The sequence below is a fragment of the Novosphingobium profundi genome (genome assembly GCF_018491765.1).
Taxonomy (GTDB): domain Bacteria; phylum Pseudomonadota; class Alphaproteobacteria; order Sphingomonadales; family Sphingomonadaceae; genus Novosphingobium; species Novosphingobium profundi.
Map to the genome: position 1 here is coordinate 155670 of NZ_JABWCU010000007.1, position 16267 is coordinate 171936.

Genomic DNA, 16267 nt, shown 5'->3' on the forward strand with positions numbered 1-16267 from the left:
CGCAGGCAATCGGCATCCGGTCAGTCGTTCGCGGGCTTCTTGCCGGCGGGCGGGATCACGTCGCTGATGGTCGACTTGACCGCCTTGACGATCATGCCCTTGGCGATCTCGACCTCGACGTAGTGCTCGTCGACCTTGACGACCTTGCCGACGAAACCACCGCCGGTCAGGACCTCGTCACCGCGCTTGATCGCCTCGAGCTTGGAGCGGTGCTCCTTCTGCTGCTTCATCTGCGGGCGCAGGATCAGGAACCAGAAGATCAGGGCCATCGCCACGAAGGGCAGGTACTGCATCCAGGCGGGCATCGCCCCGGCCGGTGCGGCGGCAAGCTGGTTGAGAATCGAGCTGTTCATGAAACGTCAGAAGCCTTCTATGTCGTCACCCGCGATGCGCGCCGCGGCTCCCGCCTGAAGAGGCGGACGCCCGGCGCCGCATGAGGGCGCTGCCCTCGCGGGCTTTACCGGATGCGGGCGGTTAGCAACAAAGCGCCCCGCTGGCAACGAACCAGCCGAAACTCACCCCGACCCGGCGCGCGAAATAGGAACGCGCCCTCGCACTTCCAAGGCCGGATCAGGCTCTTGCGAACAAACCTTGCCGATCATGTCGATACAGGGTTGCGCTGTCGAAATTACCTGCCTATAGGGCGCCCTCCGGTCGGGACGTAGCGCAGCCTGGTAGCGCATCACACTGGGGGTGTGGGGGTCGGAGGTTCGAATCCTCTCGTCCCGACCAATTTGGAAAAGACATCGCAAGATGCCGTCGAACGGGCCGCTTACGCGGCCCGTTTGTCGTTGTGGCCAGCGCACACGCCATTTGCCCCCCCGAGAAGCACGCGTAAGGTTCCGCTAAGTGTTTCGACATAGGCTCTGCCAAATCAGGAGATTCGCCGCAGCCTGGGAACGAGTGCAAATGCCCTGTACCGACGTTCGCCGCCTGCTGCCCTGCCTTGCCTGCGGTCTCGCGCTGGCCCTGAGCCTCACCGCCTGCGGTTCGAGCGAACGCGACGCGCAAGCCCGCTTGCAGGCCGAACAGCGCCAACAAGCTGCCGAAGCGCAAGCGCGACGCACAGCCGCCGCCCGCGAGGCTCTTATCCGCCAAGAGGAGCAGAGGCAGGCCGAACTCGATCGTTTCTACGCGGGCGAGGAAGGCTCGCAGCAGGCCGCTCCGGCACCTTCCCCCGATGCCTTGCCCGAACTCGTCCCGATGGTGCCTGCGACCGCCCCCTCGCCCACCGGGACCGATACGGTCACCTTCCGCGTGAACCCCGCAGCCGGCGCCCACCACTAGCATCCAGGCGCGGCACGCCGCGACCACTGCCCGGCCGACACCGCGCGGCATCCGTGAACCGGAAATTCCTGCTCAGATCGATTGCGCGGCCCCCTCTCGGGCGCGTATTGGACGTCGGCGAAGCGCACGACACCAGGTGGCCTTCAACGAAAACAACAAGGAAATTCGACGCCTATGACCTCGAAGCACATCTACGTCCTCAACGGACCGAACCTGAACCGCCTGGGCAAGCGCGAGCCCGGCATCTACGGGTCGCAGACGCTCGAGGACATCGGCGCCCTGCTCACCAAGCGCGCGCAGGCACTGGGGTGCACGGTCGAGATGCGTCAGTCCAACCATGAGGGCCATCTCGTCGACTGGCTCCACGAGGCCGAAGACAAGGGCGCGCACGCGGTTCTGCTGAATGCCGGCGCCTTCACGCACACTTCGATCGCGCTGCTCGACGCAATCCGCGCGATCACGGCGCCGGTGATCGAGGTGCACCTCTCCAACCCCCACACGCGCGAGCATTTCCGCCACCAGAGCTGGGTTGGACAGGCCGCCAAGGGCACGATTGCCGGCTTTGGCGCGAACAGCTACCTGCTGGCCCTCGAGGCTGCAGCCACGCTCTAGGAGCGCTCCTCGCACGCAACGCGCGCACCGTCGTCGGCGCGCACCGAAACGATGCGATGAACGGGGACACGAAAGTCCCCGTTCTCATCCGCCGGGTCTGCGTCCTGGTGGACCGCGACGCCGCAAATGCCACTGCGCGCCAGCGACAGCAACATGCGGCGCATGTCGCCCGGTGACGCGGCCTGCGGAAGGTTCACCGCCAGGAAACGGTGCAAGGGTTCGGCACCTTTCGCGTCGACCGGCCTGAGAAGGCCCAGCTCCCGCAGGTTCGCGACCACCTGCCCATCGACGCGCCATTCGCCACGATCCACATCGAAGCGGGGCAGATGCGCAGCAGCCGAAGCAGAAAGGGTGAGCGCCTCGTCGGCGACCTTGCCCAGCTCGAAATCCGGCGCAGGCGCTGGCTCGCTCCGGGTGAACCACCAGATATTGCCTGCGACGAGGAGCGCCGCGACGCCAAGCAGCCCGGCGCGCCGGCCCCTGCGGGAGATCGCCATGGAGTCCGGCTCAGACCTCGAGCGGAACGCCCGGGATATTCTTGGACGTGCGGATCGTCAGCGAAGTCTTGACGCTGTCGACGTTGGGCGCAGGCGTCAGCTTGCTGGTCAGAAATTCCTGGAAGCTCTGCAGGTCGCGGCTGACGATCTTCAGGATGAAGTCGATCTCGCCGTTGAGCATGTGGCATTCGCGCACTTCGGGCAGGCCCTTCATGTGGTCCTCGAAGGCGCGCAGCGCTTCCTCGGCCTGGCTCTTGAGGCTGACCAGCGCGAAAACGGTGATGGTGAAACCCAGCTTCGAGGAATCGAGATCGGCATGGTAGCCCTGGATGATCCCCGCCTCCTCGAGGCTGCGCACCCGGCGAAGGCACGGCGGCGCCGTCAGGCCGACTCGCTGTGCGAGTTCGACGTTGGTAATGCGCCCCTCATCCTGCAATTCGGCCAGCAGCCGACGATCGATTTCATCCAGATTGATCATGTCAGAATCCCGCAATCACCTTATGCACTTCGTTTACTGCCCCACGCCTAACGGAAACGCACGCAAAACGACACTACGCTGAAATATTATTATCCCTTAGCGTAATCGTCCCGCTTTGCAACGCTTTCCGAGCGGTCACTTTTACGAAACGGTTGGTTTGCTAGGGAAATCCACCCCGCAAAATGCACAAGGACGTGCTAGGGGAAACCGACAGCCCTTTTCCGGGACCGGCTCCCTCCGGCCCCACCCTGGAGCCGAATGCACTTCGACGACCGCCTATCCACGGTTTTGCGCCATTCCGCGAACAGCGGAACCCTTGCGCGCATCCAGTTCCGGCAGTTGGTCGACATCCTGGCCCAAGCGCCTGCGGACCTGTCGTCCGAGCTCGCCGAGGAAGGTTATGCGCGTCTCGATTCGCTTTGCACGGCGATTCGCACGCCCGAACAGGTCGACCTGATTCGCCAATCCCTCCTGCGACTCACCAATCCGCGCCTGTTGGCCCAGCTCGCCGCCATCGACCCCAAGGTCGCCAGCGTGGCCCTCGCCAAGACGCGGCTCGACGAGGACGCGTGGCTGGCCCTGATTCCCGCCCTTCCCGTGCACGCGCGCGGCATCCTGCGCCACCGCCGCGACCTGCCGTCCCGCGTGAACGATCTTCTCGAGCGTCTTGGCATCGGCGATCGTGCGCTTCCGCCTGCAGCTCCGCTCGAGGCCGTCTCGCAACCGCCGCGCGAGGACGCCATCGCCTGTGCGCCGACGCGGCATGACCCAGGCATCCTGGACACCGCGCAGGTGCAGGCGCCCCCGTGCGAAGTCCGCCAGCCGAGGACCGAGGCCGAAGTCGAGGAACTGGTGCTGACGACCCTGCTCGGCAGCGAAGATCCCGCCCCGCACATGCCCCCCCACCGCGTCGCTTCGGCAGGCGCGGCGACGCCGGTTTCACCCTCGGGCCTCGGCGCAGGGCCGCCTCCCCCTCCGCGCTCTCCCGACACCTCGGGGTCGCCCGCACATGCCGTTCCCACCTCGCTGCGCGAATGGGCTCGCCTGCGCGCCGCCGGTACGATCGCTCCGCCCCCCGACCCGCTCCAGTCGACCAGTCGCGGCGATCCCGGGATCGGCGCGATCGTGCGTCGGATCGAAGAATTCCGCCGCAATCGCCAGAAGCCCCGCCCCCCCGAGCCGGCCAACGATTCGCCGCGGCTGCCACTCGGCGATGCCCCCGGAGAGGTTGCAAGCGGCCCTGCCACGATCGATTTCGCGACTGACTCCGAAGGCCGCATCAATTGGGCAGACGGGCCCTTCGCACCCGCGGTGACCGGCTTCAGTCTGCCCGCCCACGAAAGCCTCGAAAGCGACATCGCCGCCGCCGTACGCCAGCGCCTGCCGATCCGCGGTGCCCTGATCGCACTTGCCGGCCCCAGCGCGATCAGCGGATTGTGGCAAGTCGACGCGGCCGCCTGCTTCGACCAGAGCACTGGCCGGTTCACCGGACATTGCGGCCGCCTGCGCCGCCCGCGCACGAGCTCGCCCGAAATTCCCGCTGGCGCGGCAAGCGCGGAGGCCGACCGCATGCGCCAGGTCCTCCATGAACTGCGCACGCCCGCCAATGCCATCCAGGTTGCCGCCGAGATCATCCAGCAGCAGCTCTATGGGCCCGCCCCCCACGAATACCGGGCCCTGGCCGCCTCGATCGCGGGTGACTGCGCGCATATCCTTGCCGGTTTCGAAGAACTCGATCGGCTGGTGAAGCTCGAGACGGGCGCACTCCAGCTCGACCCGGGCCTGTCGAACCTCGCGCGCATCACCGCCCAGACGATTCGCCGGCTCGGTGGCTGGACGGGCCCGCGCAACAGCGGGTTCGCCCCCTCGCCCGATCTCGATGGCGCGGACCTGCCGATCGCGCTTGCGCATGACGAAGCCGAGCGTCTGGTCTGGCGCCTCCTGGCAGCGCTGGCGGGAGCGTCGGTCAGCGACGAGCGACTGGCGCTCGAATGGAGCGACGAAGGCCCGTTCGTGCGCATGCGCCTCGCGCTTCCGGCCGCACTGGCCGAGCGCGAAGGCGATGCGCTCTTCGCCATCGGCGAGGCGGGGCGCGGACAAGCCCTCAGCGCGGGCGTATTCGGCGTCGGCTTCACGCTGCGGCTCGCCTGCGCCGAAGCGGCCTCATGCGGTGGCAGCCTTCAACGCATTGCAAATGATCTTGTGCTTACGCTACCATTGTCCCGAGAAGCGAACGACATAGCCCCCGTAGCGGACCATCGCCCCTAGAGAATTGCACCCTTGGCGAACGGTGCCGGTTCAGACAGAGGAATACCAAGGCCGTGCCCGATCCCAATTTGCTCGACCCGCCTCAGGCGGGCAGCCGAGCCCGTTTCGCGGACGGATTCGGGCAGCGCTTCCTGGTGACCGTCGACACCGAGGAGGAATTCGACTGGGACAAGCCGCTCGATCGCGAAGGCCACACGCTGCTGACCGTCCCGGCGCTGCGCAAGTTTCAGGAATTCTGCGAAGGTTTCGGGGTCGTGCCGGTCTACATGGTCGACTATCCGATCGTGAGCACCCCGTTCGCAGACCAGGCGATCGGCGAAGCGGTCCGGGCCGGGCGCGCCGAAATCGGCATCCAGCTCCACCCTTGGGTCAATCCGCCCTTCGAAGAGGACGTGACCGCCTTCAACAGTTTCGTAGGCAACCTTCCCCGCCCGCTGGAAGAGGAGAAGCTGCGCCGCCTCAAGGCCCGCATCGAGGACGTGTTCGGCGTAACTCCAGTGATTTACCGAGCCGGGCGCTACGGACTCGGCCCCCGGACCGCCGCGATCCTGCAGGACAACGGCATCGCGATCGACACCTCGGTGCGCACGCATTTCGACTATGCCAGCGAAGGCGGCCCCAATTACCGGTCGCACCCGCTGCATCCCTATTGGGTGGGCGCGGAAAGGCGGTTGCTCGAACTGCCGCTCACCACGCTCTACTGGGGTCTGCTGCGCCAGCTCGGCAATCTTATCTACCCCCGCCTCTGGCGTGTCCCCCCGGTGCGCGGCATGCTCGCACGTCTCGGACTTCTCGAACGTATCCCGCTCACCCCCGAAGGCATCACTCCGCAGGAAGCCATGCGCGGCGTGGACATCGCGATCGACGAGGGACTGCCGGTTCTCGTCTTCTCGTTCCACAGCCCCTCGCTCGCGCCGGGTCATACTCCCTATGTACGCAACGAAGACGATCTCGATGCCTTGTACGACTGGTGGCGCACCCTTTTCGGCTATCTGGCCCAGCGTGACGTCGCGCCGACGAGCGTTCGCGAGATCATGTCCAGCGTGACGTTGGCCTAAAACAGTACGCGAAGAGAATTTTTGCGCATTGCGACGCTTGCCTAGCCGACCCGGCCAAGCTAACGCGGGCGTCGCCGGGCGATGCCGATATCGCCGGGCGGCACGGTTGGGGCCTGTAGCTCAGCGGTTAGAGCTGGCCGCTCATAACGGCTAGGTCGCGGGTTCGAATCCTGCCGGGCCCACCACCTTCGCCACCGCTGGCGACGGCGTGTGTCCAAAAATCGGCACCCGAAGGGTCGGGGAGTGGCGCAGTCCGGTAGCGCGCCTGCTTTGGGAGCAGGATGTCGCAGGTTCGAATCCTGTCTCCCCGACCAATTCGACAATTCCCGATATTGCGGATCAACAGCGCACCATGATCTCCATCTCAGTGGATCAGGTTCGGTGCTGCCGTACAGCGATTCGAAAATACGCACATTCGCGGCGCAAAGTGCGGGTCGCTGACAGGCAACTATAGGCAATTCCGGGGACGCCCGGTCGGACGAGTCCGGGAATAACTCAGACCAGCACAATCGGGTTCTTCAAGTTCACAATCGACATGGGCTGCGATCTTTGCCGCAAGAACGAGTTTAAAACAGAGGGCATCATCGCGGCCGACGCCAAGCTGACGGCGCGCACCAAACACTTGCCCGTCTGGGACGTGCTCTTAACCGAGCATAAGCTGCTCTGCGAAAACCAAGACATCGGCGCGGACACACGCCCTCCGGTCACCTAGGACTCGGGCGTAAACTCATAAAATTTCTTGAGGTTTGACGGCCATCCTGATTCAGAGCCCTGCATATCGGAGGGTTAGATGGCACGGCGACGTTACGAACTGACGGATCGGGAGTGGGCAATCATCGAGCCCTTGCTTCCCAACAAGCCGCGCGGCGTGGCGCGAGTAGACGATCGCCGGGTCCTCAACGGGATCATGTGGCGTTTCCGCTCTGGCGCCACCTGGGCCGAAGTGCCGGATCGCTATGGGCCCTCGACAACGTGCTACAACCGGTTCGTACGCTGGCGCAAAGCCGGCGTCTGGGACCGGCTGCTGTCAGCCGTCTCAGCCGACTACGAGGGTGATCTGGTCATGATCGATTCCACCTGTGTTCGCGTCCACCAGCATGGTGCGACGGGTAAAAGGGGGGATCCTGCGATCGTGGCATGGGACGTTCCCGGGGCGGCCTTACCAGCAAACTCCACGCTCTTGTCGATGCTCGCGGACGTCCTATCGGATTGCGACTGACCGGCGGGCAGGTCCACGACGCATGCGAGGCCGAGGCCCTGATCGAAGTCATTCCTGAAGGCGCCACTCTCCTGGGTGACAAGGGCTATGACAGCAATGCCATACGCGAGGCAGCCGCGGCTCGGGACATCTGGGCCAACATTCCCAACCGCTCCAACCGCAAAAAACGCTTCGGCTTCTCGCCGTGGCTCTACAAGCAGCGCAATCTGGTCGAACGCTTCTTTAATCGGATCAAGCAATTCCGGGGCATCGCGACGCGATACGACAAGTGCCCCGAAAACTACCTCGCCGCCATCAAGCTCGTCTGCGTACGCCTCTGGTGCGGGGCGTAATGAGTCTACGCGCTAGACCATTCGTTCACCTTCCAGGGCATCCAACGTGGACCGGCCGAGTAAGCTTTGCCGGCAATGCCCACCCCCGATTCCGGGCCGGATCGATCGAGCAGCCCCCGGTTTCGTGCGGAGAGCGGACTTGCAGCTAACGGCAGCAGAACGGGACGAGAAATGGCACGCGAAGGGCCAGCGGGCGCAGCCCGGCCGACAGGAGCGCGAGGAGTACCATGCCCAGTACCGAGGCCAGCTCGGCCGACGCGGCCGAGGCCGGTACAAAGCTGCGAAACAGCGGCTGCATCATGCTCATCGCCAACATCATGGCCAGGAACAGCAGTCCCGAACGCAGCGCGAACGTCGACCAGCGCGCGAGGATTTCCCAACGCGTGGGCTGCCCGCGGGCAAGGCCCGGCCACTGGCATACGAGCGCGACAAGCGCCATGATCGCGCTCGTCGCGGGCAAGAGCGCGAGATGGACCGCCACGCTGGCGAAAGGATCGAAGCCGGTGGACGAACAGATCGACTGCATCGTGAAATAGGCCAGAGCGCCATCGAGGCGCGCGCCGAGCACGGTTCCGCCCGCGCACAGGGCCATGTCGCGCAGCAGCCGCACCGCGGCGCTTTCGGTGCCCGCAGCGCGAAGGTCTTGCGCGAAGGAAACGTGTCCTGGCAGGAAGTTGCTCCCGTTGATCATCGCCCGTCTCTAGCCAAGCCCGCCCAGACTAGCTTTGACCCGGCGCAAAGGCCAGACAAAGCGCGGCTAATCGAGCCAGGCACGAAAAGCCGGATCGGGCACCAATGCGCCGCCGGTCGACCAGACGAGGTGGATCGCCCGCTCGCGCTCGGCGCCGATGCCGAGGCGCGCAAGCAGGGCCTCGCCCTCACCCGTGTGCAACAGGCGCACGGGACCCGAAAGACCTGCGGTTGCGGAAGGTTCGAGGCGCAGGCCCGCTTCGCGGTAAAGCCGCCGGACGTGACCAAGCAGAATGGCATCGGCTTCGGTCAGGATTCCGGCAAGATGGGTACGCATCATGTCCGCCACGAGCCGCGAGGCCTGCGTCACGGCGAGTCCGTCAGCGAGCGTCCGGCCATCGAGACCGAAATCGTAGACGCTGCGCGCCTCGTTCCTGCCGGCCAGCATCTGCACCAGCATGCAGGGCGCAGCGACTGGCTCCACGAAGAGGCAATGCACGTCCGCTCCGAAGGCCTGTCGCAGTCCCCAGGCGATGCCGCCCGGAGCCCCACCGATCCCGCATGGCAGATAGACGAAGAGCGGCCGGTCCGGCCCCACGGCCAGCCCCAGTGTCTCCAATTGTGCCTTAACTTCAGGAGCCGCTGCGGCATAGCCGAGGAAAAGTGCGGCCGAGCGCTCATCGTCAACGAAATGGGCCGCCGGATCGGCCTCGGCTTCGGCGGCGGCAAGGCGCACCGCGCTGATGTAGTCGCTCGCATGCTCGATCACCCGGGCGCCCGCCTGGCGAAGACGCTGCTTCTTCCAGGTCCTGGCATCGCGCGACATATGGACTTCGACCGAGAAACCCAGCGCCCGCCCGATCAGCCCCACGCTGAGCCCGAGGTTGCCGGTGCTGGCCACCAGCAGGCGGTGATGGCCAAGACAGACCCGCGCGCCCGCGCTGGCAAGCGCCGCGAAACCGTCGCCCGGGCGCGCCACGCCGGTCCGAATCGCCACCTCGTAGGCATGCTGCGCGACTTCATGGAAGCCACCGCGCGCCTTGACCGAACCGGCGACGGCGAGGCTGTCGTCGCGTTTGAGCACGAGCCTTGCCTCTCCGCCCAGCGTCGCCCCCGCCATCCCCGCATCCAGTTCCGTCAGCGGCGAGACGATCCCGTCCTCTCCAACGCTGTCGGGGAAGAGCGTCCGGAAGAGCGGTTGCATCGTGCGCCATCGCTCGCAGGCCTGCACGTAGTCGGAGCGCGAAAAGGCCTTCTCGCGGTCTGGAAATCCTGTGGCCTGGTAGTCCGGGTTGGCCCAGAGCACCGGGGCACTCTCGCGAATTCGGGTTTCGATCGTCACCTCGCCTACCTGCGCCAGCCCCGGCGCGAAGTCCACCAGCTTGCCCCGAGCCGGTGCGAGGCTCGTCAGCCAACGACAGGGAAACAGGCGCTCGCGACGAGATCATAAGGGAGAAAGGGCACCATCCGCTTCAGCGGAGAGGCCACGGCATGCGTGATCGTGACCGCATTGGCATTCGTATCGCCCTTGCACGTAGTGCCCGAAGCCACGCTCACCTCGCTTGTCGCGACCGTCACGCCATAGGCCGCGGCCCGCGCGACAGCGAAGGCGCGCTGCGCGTCGGAACTGGCGCAGGCGCTGTCCACCGACATGCAGCGCGCCGTCGAATAGGCGACTTCGTCGAGCGTGGACTTGGTCCAGTAGGTCAGCCCCGCCTGGATCAGACCGAAGAGAAGAACGAGGAAGACCGGCGCCACGAAGGCGAATTCGACGATCGTCGCGCCCCGCGCATCCCGTGCGAGACCACTCACGCGCCCTGGCAAGCGGATCAGTCGGTGGTTCTCGGTCCTCATGGCTATTGCAGACGCACCGTTGTCGCCTGCGACAGCCTGGCACCCGAAAGCAGGCTCTGCGGGACGAGCACCGGCGTGTAGCTCTGCGAAGCGCGGATCGTGAGGTAATAACCCGCTACCGAATTCGCGGTCACGTTGTTGCCGGTGCACGTCGCCCCGCAGGTAAACGAGGTATAGGTCGCATCGCTCCGCAGGCACGCGCAAGTCCGATTGGTATTGGTGCAAGCCCCCTCCTCCCCGTTGCACGAAACGCTGACCGCGAGGTCCTGGTTCTCGGCCATGTTGCGCACGTAGGCGGGAAGATTGGCGAAATCGACGTTTTCACCCGCGTTGAACGCGCGCACCGCCGCCGCCGAGATCGCCTCGTTGATCGAGCCGCGCGCGATGTAATACCCGCCGAAGTCGAGCGCGACCATGATCAGCACGAACAGGACGCTCGTCCAGGCCGCGAATTCGGTAAGCGCGATACCCGCATGATCATCGCGCAGGCGAACGAGCGCAGATCGCGCGTTGTCGATCCAAAGAGCCATCATTTCACCAGTTTGATCGCGCTGTTGCCACTGCCACTGTTGGCATCGATCACCGTCTGGCAGGCCGTGCCCGCCGCCGCGCCGCCGGTCATCTTGATGTAGTTGGCGATAAGCGTGAAACAGGCCCCCGAACCTGACGTCGAGTTGCCCCCGGCCATCTTGATCTGCGCATTGGGAAAGTGCACCGCGCCCTGGAAGTCGTTGGCGCTGCCCCCGGTCCAGTCAACGTTGTCGCCGGTGGTGCTGTCGATGAGGAGATCGGCAAGGTAGCTGCCCGAAAGCGTACTGGTCGATGCCACCAGCTTGGTCTTGGCGCCACCCGAAAGGCTGAAGGTGTCGTTGAGCACGAAGGTCACGTCGACGCCGGCCATGTCATATCCCGAGACCGAGACTCCTTCGAGGGTGTTGCCGTAGGTCTGCCCCGTCAGCGACGAGGTATAGGGCCAGGTCGTGCCGCCCGTGCCGTTCACGAAGGATCCGTCGATCGTATAGCGTCCCTTGCCGAACAGCGCCGAACCCGCGATCTTCATGTCGCCATTGATGTAGTGGTTCGCCGTCGCGCCGAAGACGATGCGGCTACCGCCCGCCGTCGTGATGTCGCCGTTGGCGCTGAACTTGCCATCGCCCATGATCATCACCGCCGAGCCCGACAGCGTGATCGCGTCGTCGGCGTTGTCCGGCCCGATATAGACATCGCCCGTGCCCAAGGCCATCGCGCTGCCACCGCCCACGCTGACGCCCTTGGTCGCGACGAACGTGCCCTCGCCCAGAAGCATGGTGCTGCCACCCGAAATCGCCACACTTGCAAACGTGTGCTTGCCCACCCCCATGGTCAGGGTCGAGCCGCCCGACAGGCTCAGATCGCCGTTGACCACGACATCGCCCGCGCCCTTGGTGTTGGTGCCGGCAAACTTGATCGTGTTGCTGGCCCCGATCCACAGCACGCCCTTGCCGATCGTCACCCCGCTCGACCCGGTGCTGAATCCGCCGTTCACGTAGAGATTGTCGTCACCGAAGGTGAGCGTGTTGCCGCTGTTGGACAGGCCCGAGTTGATGTAGATGTTCGAGCCGCTCGCGAACTTGACGGTAAGGCCGCCGCTGATCGAAAGGCTGCCGATGCAGTAGGTCCCGGCGGGCACCGTGTACGTTGCCGTGCTGGCGTTGAAATAGGAATAGTAGGGGCTGCTGGCGCTGGGGCTGTAGGTCAGCTTCCAGTCGACGGGCGTCCCGCATGTCGAGGTCGTCGGACTGCTCGGCGAAGGGATCGCATCGTAGCTGCCGAGCAAGGCGCGCGCCGCGTTGAGCGTGGCATCGTCGGCCCAGGGGTCGACGAGGGTCGTACTGGAATTGACGAGCTTGCTGGCGATATTCCCATTGTACGAGGGGTAGTTGTACGATCCGGCATAGCGCGCCGAATTGGCCGTGATGTACCCCCATGTCTGCGTGATGTCGCCGCCTCCCGCGATCACGTCGCTGGCGACGATCCCCGTCGATTCCATGTCGATCGAACCCACCGCCGCGACCGAACAGTTCGGCGCGTTGATCGAGGCGCCCCCGTTCATGGTTAGGGCATCGTCGTCGCTCGACAATGCGAGGAAGCAAGGCGCGGCCCAGTCGTTCTCTCTTGCGAGCGAGGCATAGGCGCTCGACGTCACCGCATATGTGCCCGTAAAGCCCAGTACGCGCGCCAACGTGAACGGCACGCGCGAGGTCACCGTCACCTTGACCGCACTATCACCCGAGGAAGGATAGTCGTCGATCACTTGCGCGGTGACTGTTGCCGTGCCGACCCCGTTGACGCGCCCCAGGTCGTCGGCCGTGGGTTGCAGCACCGCGACGTCCGGATCCGCCTTGTAGGCCATAGCCGCTGCGAGCGCGGCCATGTCGGCGGCGCGCTGGTTGACGATGCGCTCCTCGATGCCGCGATTGACGTCAAAGGCGAGCCCGATGCTGCCGAAGACGACCGGAAGCGACAGCCCGACGATGAGGCCGATGCCCCCTCGCCGATCCGTTCGCAGTCGCTTCAACCATCCTGCGCAGAGCCGCACCATCAAATCCATTCCAAACGCCAAAATTTTCAGAGCCCAAGTCGCATACAAAGGTTAATCAACATTTCATAAATCCCGGTACTTACCGAATTTTTGCGAATGGGGGCGACCGCACGCATACAATTTTACAACCGACCAACGACAAAGCGAAATTTCCCTGGAACCAAGCCCGGCACCGCGCGTTACCCGTCTCGATCTGATCAGCTGAAACCGGGTCCCTCCCGCGGTTCGAGGGCCTCTTGAGAGTATTTATGGCCATCGCGCGCGCACTGGATTCCCGCTCTTTCCTCTACACGATCCTAGGCATCATGCTGGCCGCGACTGCCGTCGCGGACTGCACGTTCCCGCTCGGCATGGCGATCTGGGTCCTCTACCTGATCCCCACGACGCTGTCCTATCTCGCGCCGAACCGCCTCGCCCCTCCGGTGGTGGCGATCGTCGCCTGCGTGCTCATCGTGGTCGGGTTCTCGCTCGCACCTGAGAACGCCTCGGACGACTTCGCCTTCGTCAATCGGACCCTTGCCTGCATCACCAACCTGCTGCTCGCAGGAATGGGCACCGCATTCATCTCGCTGCGCAACGCCAACCGTTTCGAGCAGCATTTGCGCGAGGCGGAGACCGAGCTTTCCCGCCTGCTCCAGGGCAACCTCTCGCTGGCGGACGTGGGCGGACGCACCCTCAACTTCCTCGCCCGCACTTTCGGGGCGAGCGCGGCAATCCTCTACGTCAACGACGACGGGGTCTATCGCCGCATCGCCAGCTACGCCGTGCCCGAGACGGCCGGCGTTCCCGACACCATCGAGCGTGGCGACGGACTGATGGGCGAAGTCATGGCCGACGGGCATCCGATCACCGTGACCCACATCCCGGCCGGGTACATCGCCTTCGGCTCCGCGCTCGGCGCCGCGCAGCCCGACCGGCTGGTGATCGGGGCGGCAACGATCGACGGACGCGTCAACGGCCTCATCGAGGCGGCCTTCCTCGACCAGCCCGGCTCGCTCTACGAGGAGGTCCCCGAGTTCCTCGAGCGCATCGCGGGCATGCTCGGCGTCGCGCTGCGCGCCGCGAAGTACCGCGCGCGGCTCGAGCACCTGCTTTCGGAGACCCAGCAGCAGGCCGAGGAGATGCAGAACCAGAGCGAGGAGCTGCGCGCCACCAACGACGAGCTCGAAGCGCAGACCAAGCTGCTCCAGACCTCGCAGGCCCAGCTCGAACAACAGCAGGCCGATCTCGAGCACTCGAACGCCCAGCTCGAGGAACAGACCGCTTCGCTCGAAGCCCAGCGCGACGAACTGACCCGCGCTCAGTCGCGCCTGCGCGGCCAGGCCAGGGAACTCGAACAGGCGAGCCGCTACAAGTCCGAATTCCTCGCCAACATGAGCCACGAATTGCGCACCCCGCTCAATTCGCTGCTGATCATGGCGCGCCTCCTCGCTGACAATCGCAGCGGCAATCTCCACGAAGAGCAGGTCCGCTTCGCGCAGACCATCGAGACCTCGGGCAACGACCTGCTGACGCTCATCAACGACGTGCTCGACATCGCCAAGATCGAGGCCGGCCGCATCGATCTCGAAGCGCGCCCGATCGCCATCGACGAGCTCCTTTCCAAGTTGCACAACACCTTTGCCACCTCGGCTTCGGAAAAGAGCCTCGCCTTGCGAGTCGAGCGCCAGCCTGGCGCGCCCGAGACGATCGAGACGGATTCGCTCCGCCTCGAACAGGTGCTCAAGAACTTCCTGTCGAACGCCATCAAGTTCACCGATGCGGGGGAAGTCACCCTCGAAGTCGCGCCGGCGCCGGACGATGGCCTGGCCTTTACCGTACGCGACACCGGCTCGGGTATTCCCGAAGACCAGCAGGACGCGGTCTTCGAAGCCTTTCGCCAGGCCGACGGCGGGATCGCCCGCAAGTACGGCGGCACCGGCCTTGGCCTTTCCATCTCGCGCGAACTGGCCATTCTCCTGGGCGGCACGATCACGCTGGAAAGCCAGCCCGGCAAGGGCAGCGCCTTCACGCTGACGGTGGGGCGCACGCTTCCCGAACAGCCGCAATCAGGCGCGCACACCCCTTCGGACAGCCACCGCGCGACCCGCGCATCGGGCATGGCCTTCCCCACGAGCAAGCCCGCCCCCGCGTCCGCCCCCGCGCTTGCCCCCAAGCCGCTGATCCCCGACGACCGCGAGACGCTCAGCGGTGATTCGCGCACCATCCTGGTGGTCGAGGACGACCCCGCCTTCGCACAGATCCTGGCCGACATCGCGCACGAAGTCGGCTTCCAGTGCCTGATCGCGGGCACCGCCGACGAAGGCGCCCTACTCGCGCGGCAATACCTGCCTCAGGCCGTCATCCTCGACATGCACCTGCCCGACCACACCGGGCTTTCGGTGCTCGACCGCATCAAGCGCGACACCCGCACCCGCCACATCCCGGTCCACATCGTCTCGGCTGACCACGACGACCACGACGCGCTAGCCAGCGGCGCGGTGGGATACCTGTTCAAGCCCGTCGCGCGCGAGACGCTGGTGACGATGCTCGAAGGCCTCGAGGCGCGCATGGCCCAGCGCCTGCGCCGCGTGCTGGTGGTCGAGGACGACGCTACCCAGGCCGACGCGATCCACCAGCTCCTCGCCAGCCGCGATGTCGAGACGGTCGATGTCCAGACCGCCGCGGACTGCCTCGAACGCCTCGGCAACGACACCTTCGACTGCATGGTGCTCGACCTTAATCTGCCCGACATGACCGGGCTCGACCTGCTCGAACGGCTCTCGCACGACGAGAGCGTCGGCTTCCCGCCGGTCATCGTCTACACCGGGCGCGACTTGTCCTCCGAGGAGGAGATGCGCCTGCGCCGCTATTCCAAGTCGATCATCATCAAGGGCGCCAAGAGCCCCGAGCGCCTGCTCGACGAGGTCACCCTGTTCCTCCACCAGGTCGTCTCCGACCTGCCCGACGAAAAGCAGAAGCTGCTCGCCCGCTCGCTCGGCCGCGATGCCGCGCTCGAAGGTCGCCAGATCCTCGTCGTCGAAGACGACATCCGCAACGTCTACGCGCTGACTTCGGTGCTCGAACCCCACGGCGTCAACGTGCGGATCGCGCGCAACGGCCTCGAGGCGCTCTCCGAACTGGCGCGTTCGGCCGATAGCGACGGGGCCCCGGTCGACCTCGTGCTGATGGACGTGATGATGCCCGAGATGGACGGCCTCACCTGCATGCGCGAGATCCGCAAGCAGGCCGAGTGGACCTCGCTCCCGATCATCGCGCTCACCGCCAAGGCGATGGAGCGCGACCACCGCGAGTGCCTCGATGCAGGCGCGAACGATTACCTGCCCAAGCCGCTCGACATCGACAAGCTGCTCAGCCTCGTGCGCGTGTGGATGCCCCGCCCGTGACCGTC

General features: G+C 65.5%; 15 protein-coding genes and 3 tRNA genes. 10 read left to right on the forward strand and 8 right to left on the reverse strand.

What is annotated here, in order from left to right; translation table 11 throughout:
- Window positions 1-20 precede the first annotated feature (20 nt).
- Complete coding sequence (yajC, locus tag HT136_RS09115; RefSeq protein ID WP_214199449.1) at window positions 21-353, reverse strand: preprotein translocase subunit YajC; 333 nt, start codon at window positions 351-353, stop codon at window positions 21-23.
- A gap of 302 nt (window positions 354-655) precedes the next feature.
- Here yajC and HT136_RS09120 point away from each other — a divergent pair.
- From HT136_RS09120 to aroQ, 3 genes are all read left to right on the forward strand, one after another.
- Window positions 656-732: transfer RNA gene (locus HT136_RS09120), tRNA-Pro, on the forward strand.
- 177 nt (window positions 733-909) lie between these two features.
- Window positions 910-1287: a hypothetical protein gene (locus tag HT136_RS09125; RefSeq protein WP_214199450.1), complete on the forward strand. Its 378-nt coding sequence runs from the start codon at window positions 910-912 to the stop codon at window positions 1285-1287.
- A 174-nt stretch (window positions 1288-1461) separates the two neighbouring features.
- Window positions 1462-1899, forward strand: coding sequence for a type II 3-dehydroquinate dehydratase (aroQ, locus tag HT136_RS09130; RefSeq protein WP_214199451.1), 438 nt, complete (start codon window positions 1462-1464; stop codon window positions 1897-1899).
- Here aroQ and HT136_RS09135 read toward each other — a convergent pair.
- Together HT136_RS09135 and HT136_RS09140 are read right to left on the reverse strand one after the other, a co-directional pair.
- Entirely contained in the window at window positions 1896-2396 is a 501-nt protein-coding gene (locus tag HT136_RS09135; protein ID WP_214199452.1) for a hypothetical protein, read from the reverse strand. The genes aroQ and HT136_RS09135 overlap by 4 nt on opposite strands.
- A gap of 10 nt (window positions 2397-2406) precedes the next feature.
- Window positions 2407-2874: an Lrp/AsnC family transcriptional regulator gene (locus tag HT136_RS09140; RefSeq protein ID WP_214199453.1), complete on the reverse strand. Its 468-nt coding sequence runs from the start codon at window positions 2872-2874 to the stop codon at window positions 2407-2409.
- Between the two features lie 258 nt (window positions 2875-3132).
- On the opposite strand from HT136_RS09140, the gene HT136_RS09145 reads away from it, so the two are divergent.
- The 6 genes from HT136_RS09145 to HT136_RS09170 all read left to right on the forward strand — a co-directional run bounded on the left by HT136_RS09145 (window position 3133) and on the right by HT136_RS09170 (window position 7751).
- On the forward strand, window positions 3133-5142 hold the full coding sequence (locus HT136_RS09145; RefSeq protein ID WP_214199454.1) for an ATP-binding protein: 2010 nt from the start codon (window positions 3133-3135) through the stop codon (window positions 5140-5142).
- A 53-nt stretch (window positions 5143-5195) separates the two neighbouring features.
- The gene (locus HT136_RS09150) at window positions 5196-6200 is read left to right on the forward strand and encodes a polysaccharide deacetylase family protein (protein ID WP_214199455.1); all 1005 of its coding nucleotides are present in this window, start codon (window positions 5196-5198) and stop codon (window positions 6198-6200) included.
- 109 nt (window positions 6201-6309) lie between these two features.
- Window positions 6310-6385 (forward strand) — tRNA-Ile (locus tag HT136_RS09155).
- Window positions 6386-6437: 52 nt separating this feature from the next.
- A tRNA-Pro gene (locus HT136_RS09160) sits at window positions 6438-6514 on the forward strand.
- A gap of 221 nt (window positions 6515-6735) precedes the next feature.
- Window positions 6736-6912 carry a hypothetical protein gene (locus HT136_RS09165; protein ID WP_214199456.1) on the forward strand — a complete coding sequence of 59 codons (177 nt, stop codon included), beginning with the start codon at window positions 6736-6738 and terminating at the stop codon, window positions 6910-6912.
- Window positions 6913-6990: 78 nt separating this feature from the next.
- Window positions 6991-7751 (forward strand): IS5 family transposase gene (locus HT136_RS09170; protein ID WP_214199457.1). Its coding sequence is split into 2 segments (ribosomal slippage): window positions 6991-7327 and window positions 7327-7751, totalling 762 coding nucleotides; the frame shifts between segments, so codons are not numbered across the junction.
- Window positions 7752-7896: 145 nt separating this feature from the next.
- On the opposite strand, the gene HT136_RS09175 is transcribed toward HT136_RS09170, so the two are convergent.
- The 5 genes from HT136_RS09175 to HT136_RS09195 form a co-directional block, all read right to left on the reverse strand.
- A complete protein-coding gene (locus tag HT136_RS09175; protein WP_214199458.1) occupies window positions 7897-8442 on the reverse strand; it encodes a hypothetical protein in 546 nt (181 codons plus the stop codon).
- 66 nt (window positions 8443-8508) lie between these two features.
- Entirely contained in the window at window positions 8509-9783 is a 1275-nt protein-coding gene (gene dsdA / locus HT136_RS09180; protein WP_214199459.1) for a D-serine ammonia-lyase, read from the reverse strand.
- A 65-nt stretch (window positions 9784-9848) separates the two neighbouring features.
- Window positions 9849-10295: a TadE/TadG family type IV pilus assembly protein gene (locus HT136_RS09185; protein ID WP_214199460.1), complete on the reverse strand. Its 447-nt coding sequence runs from the start codon at window positions 10293-10295 to the stop codon at window positions 9849-9851.
- A 2-nt stretch (window positions 10296-10297) separates the two neighbouring features.
- Window positions 10298-10828: a TadE/TadG family type IV pilus assembly protein gene (locus HT136_RS09190; protein ID WP_214199461.1), complete on the reverse strand. Its 531-nt coding sequence runs from the start codon at window positions 10826-10828 to the stop codon at window positions 10298-10300.
- Window positions 10825-12852 (reverse strand): pilus assembly protein TadG-related protein, encoded by a 2028-nt coding sequence (locus HT136_RS09195; protein ID WP_246543500.1) that lies wholly within the window; start codon window positions 12850-12852, stop codon window positions 10825-10827. The genes HT136_RS09190 and HT136_RS09195 overlap by 4 nt, the downstream gene beginning before the upstream one ends.
- Before the next feature lie 272 nt (window positions 12853-13124).
- Here HT136_RS09195 and HT136_RS09200 point away from each other — a divergent pair, with 272 nt between their 5' ends.
- Window positions 13125-16262, forward strand: a complete 3138-nt coding sequence (locus HT136_RS09200) for a response regulator (RefSeq protein WP_214199463.1) — start codon at window positions 13125-13127, stop codon at window positions 16260-16262.
- Window positions 16263-16267 lie beyond the last annotated feature (5 nt).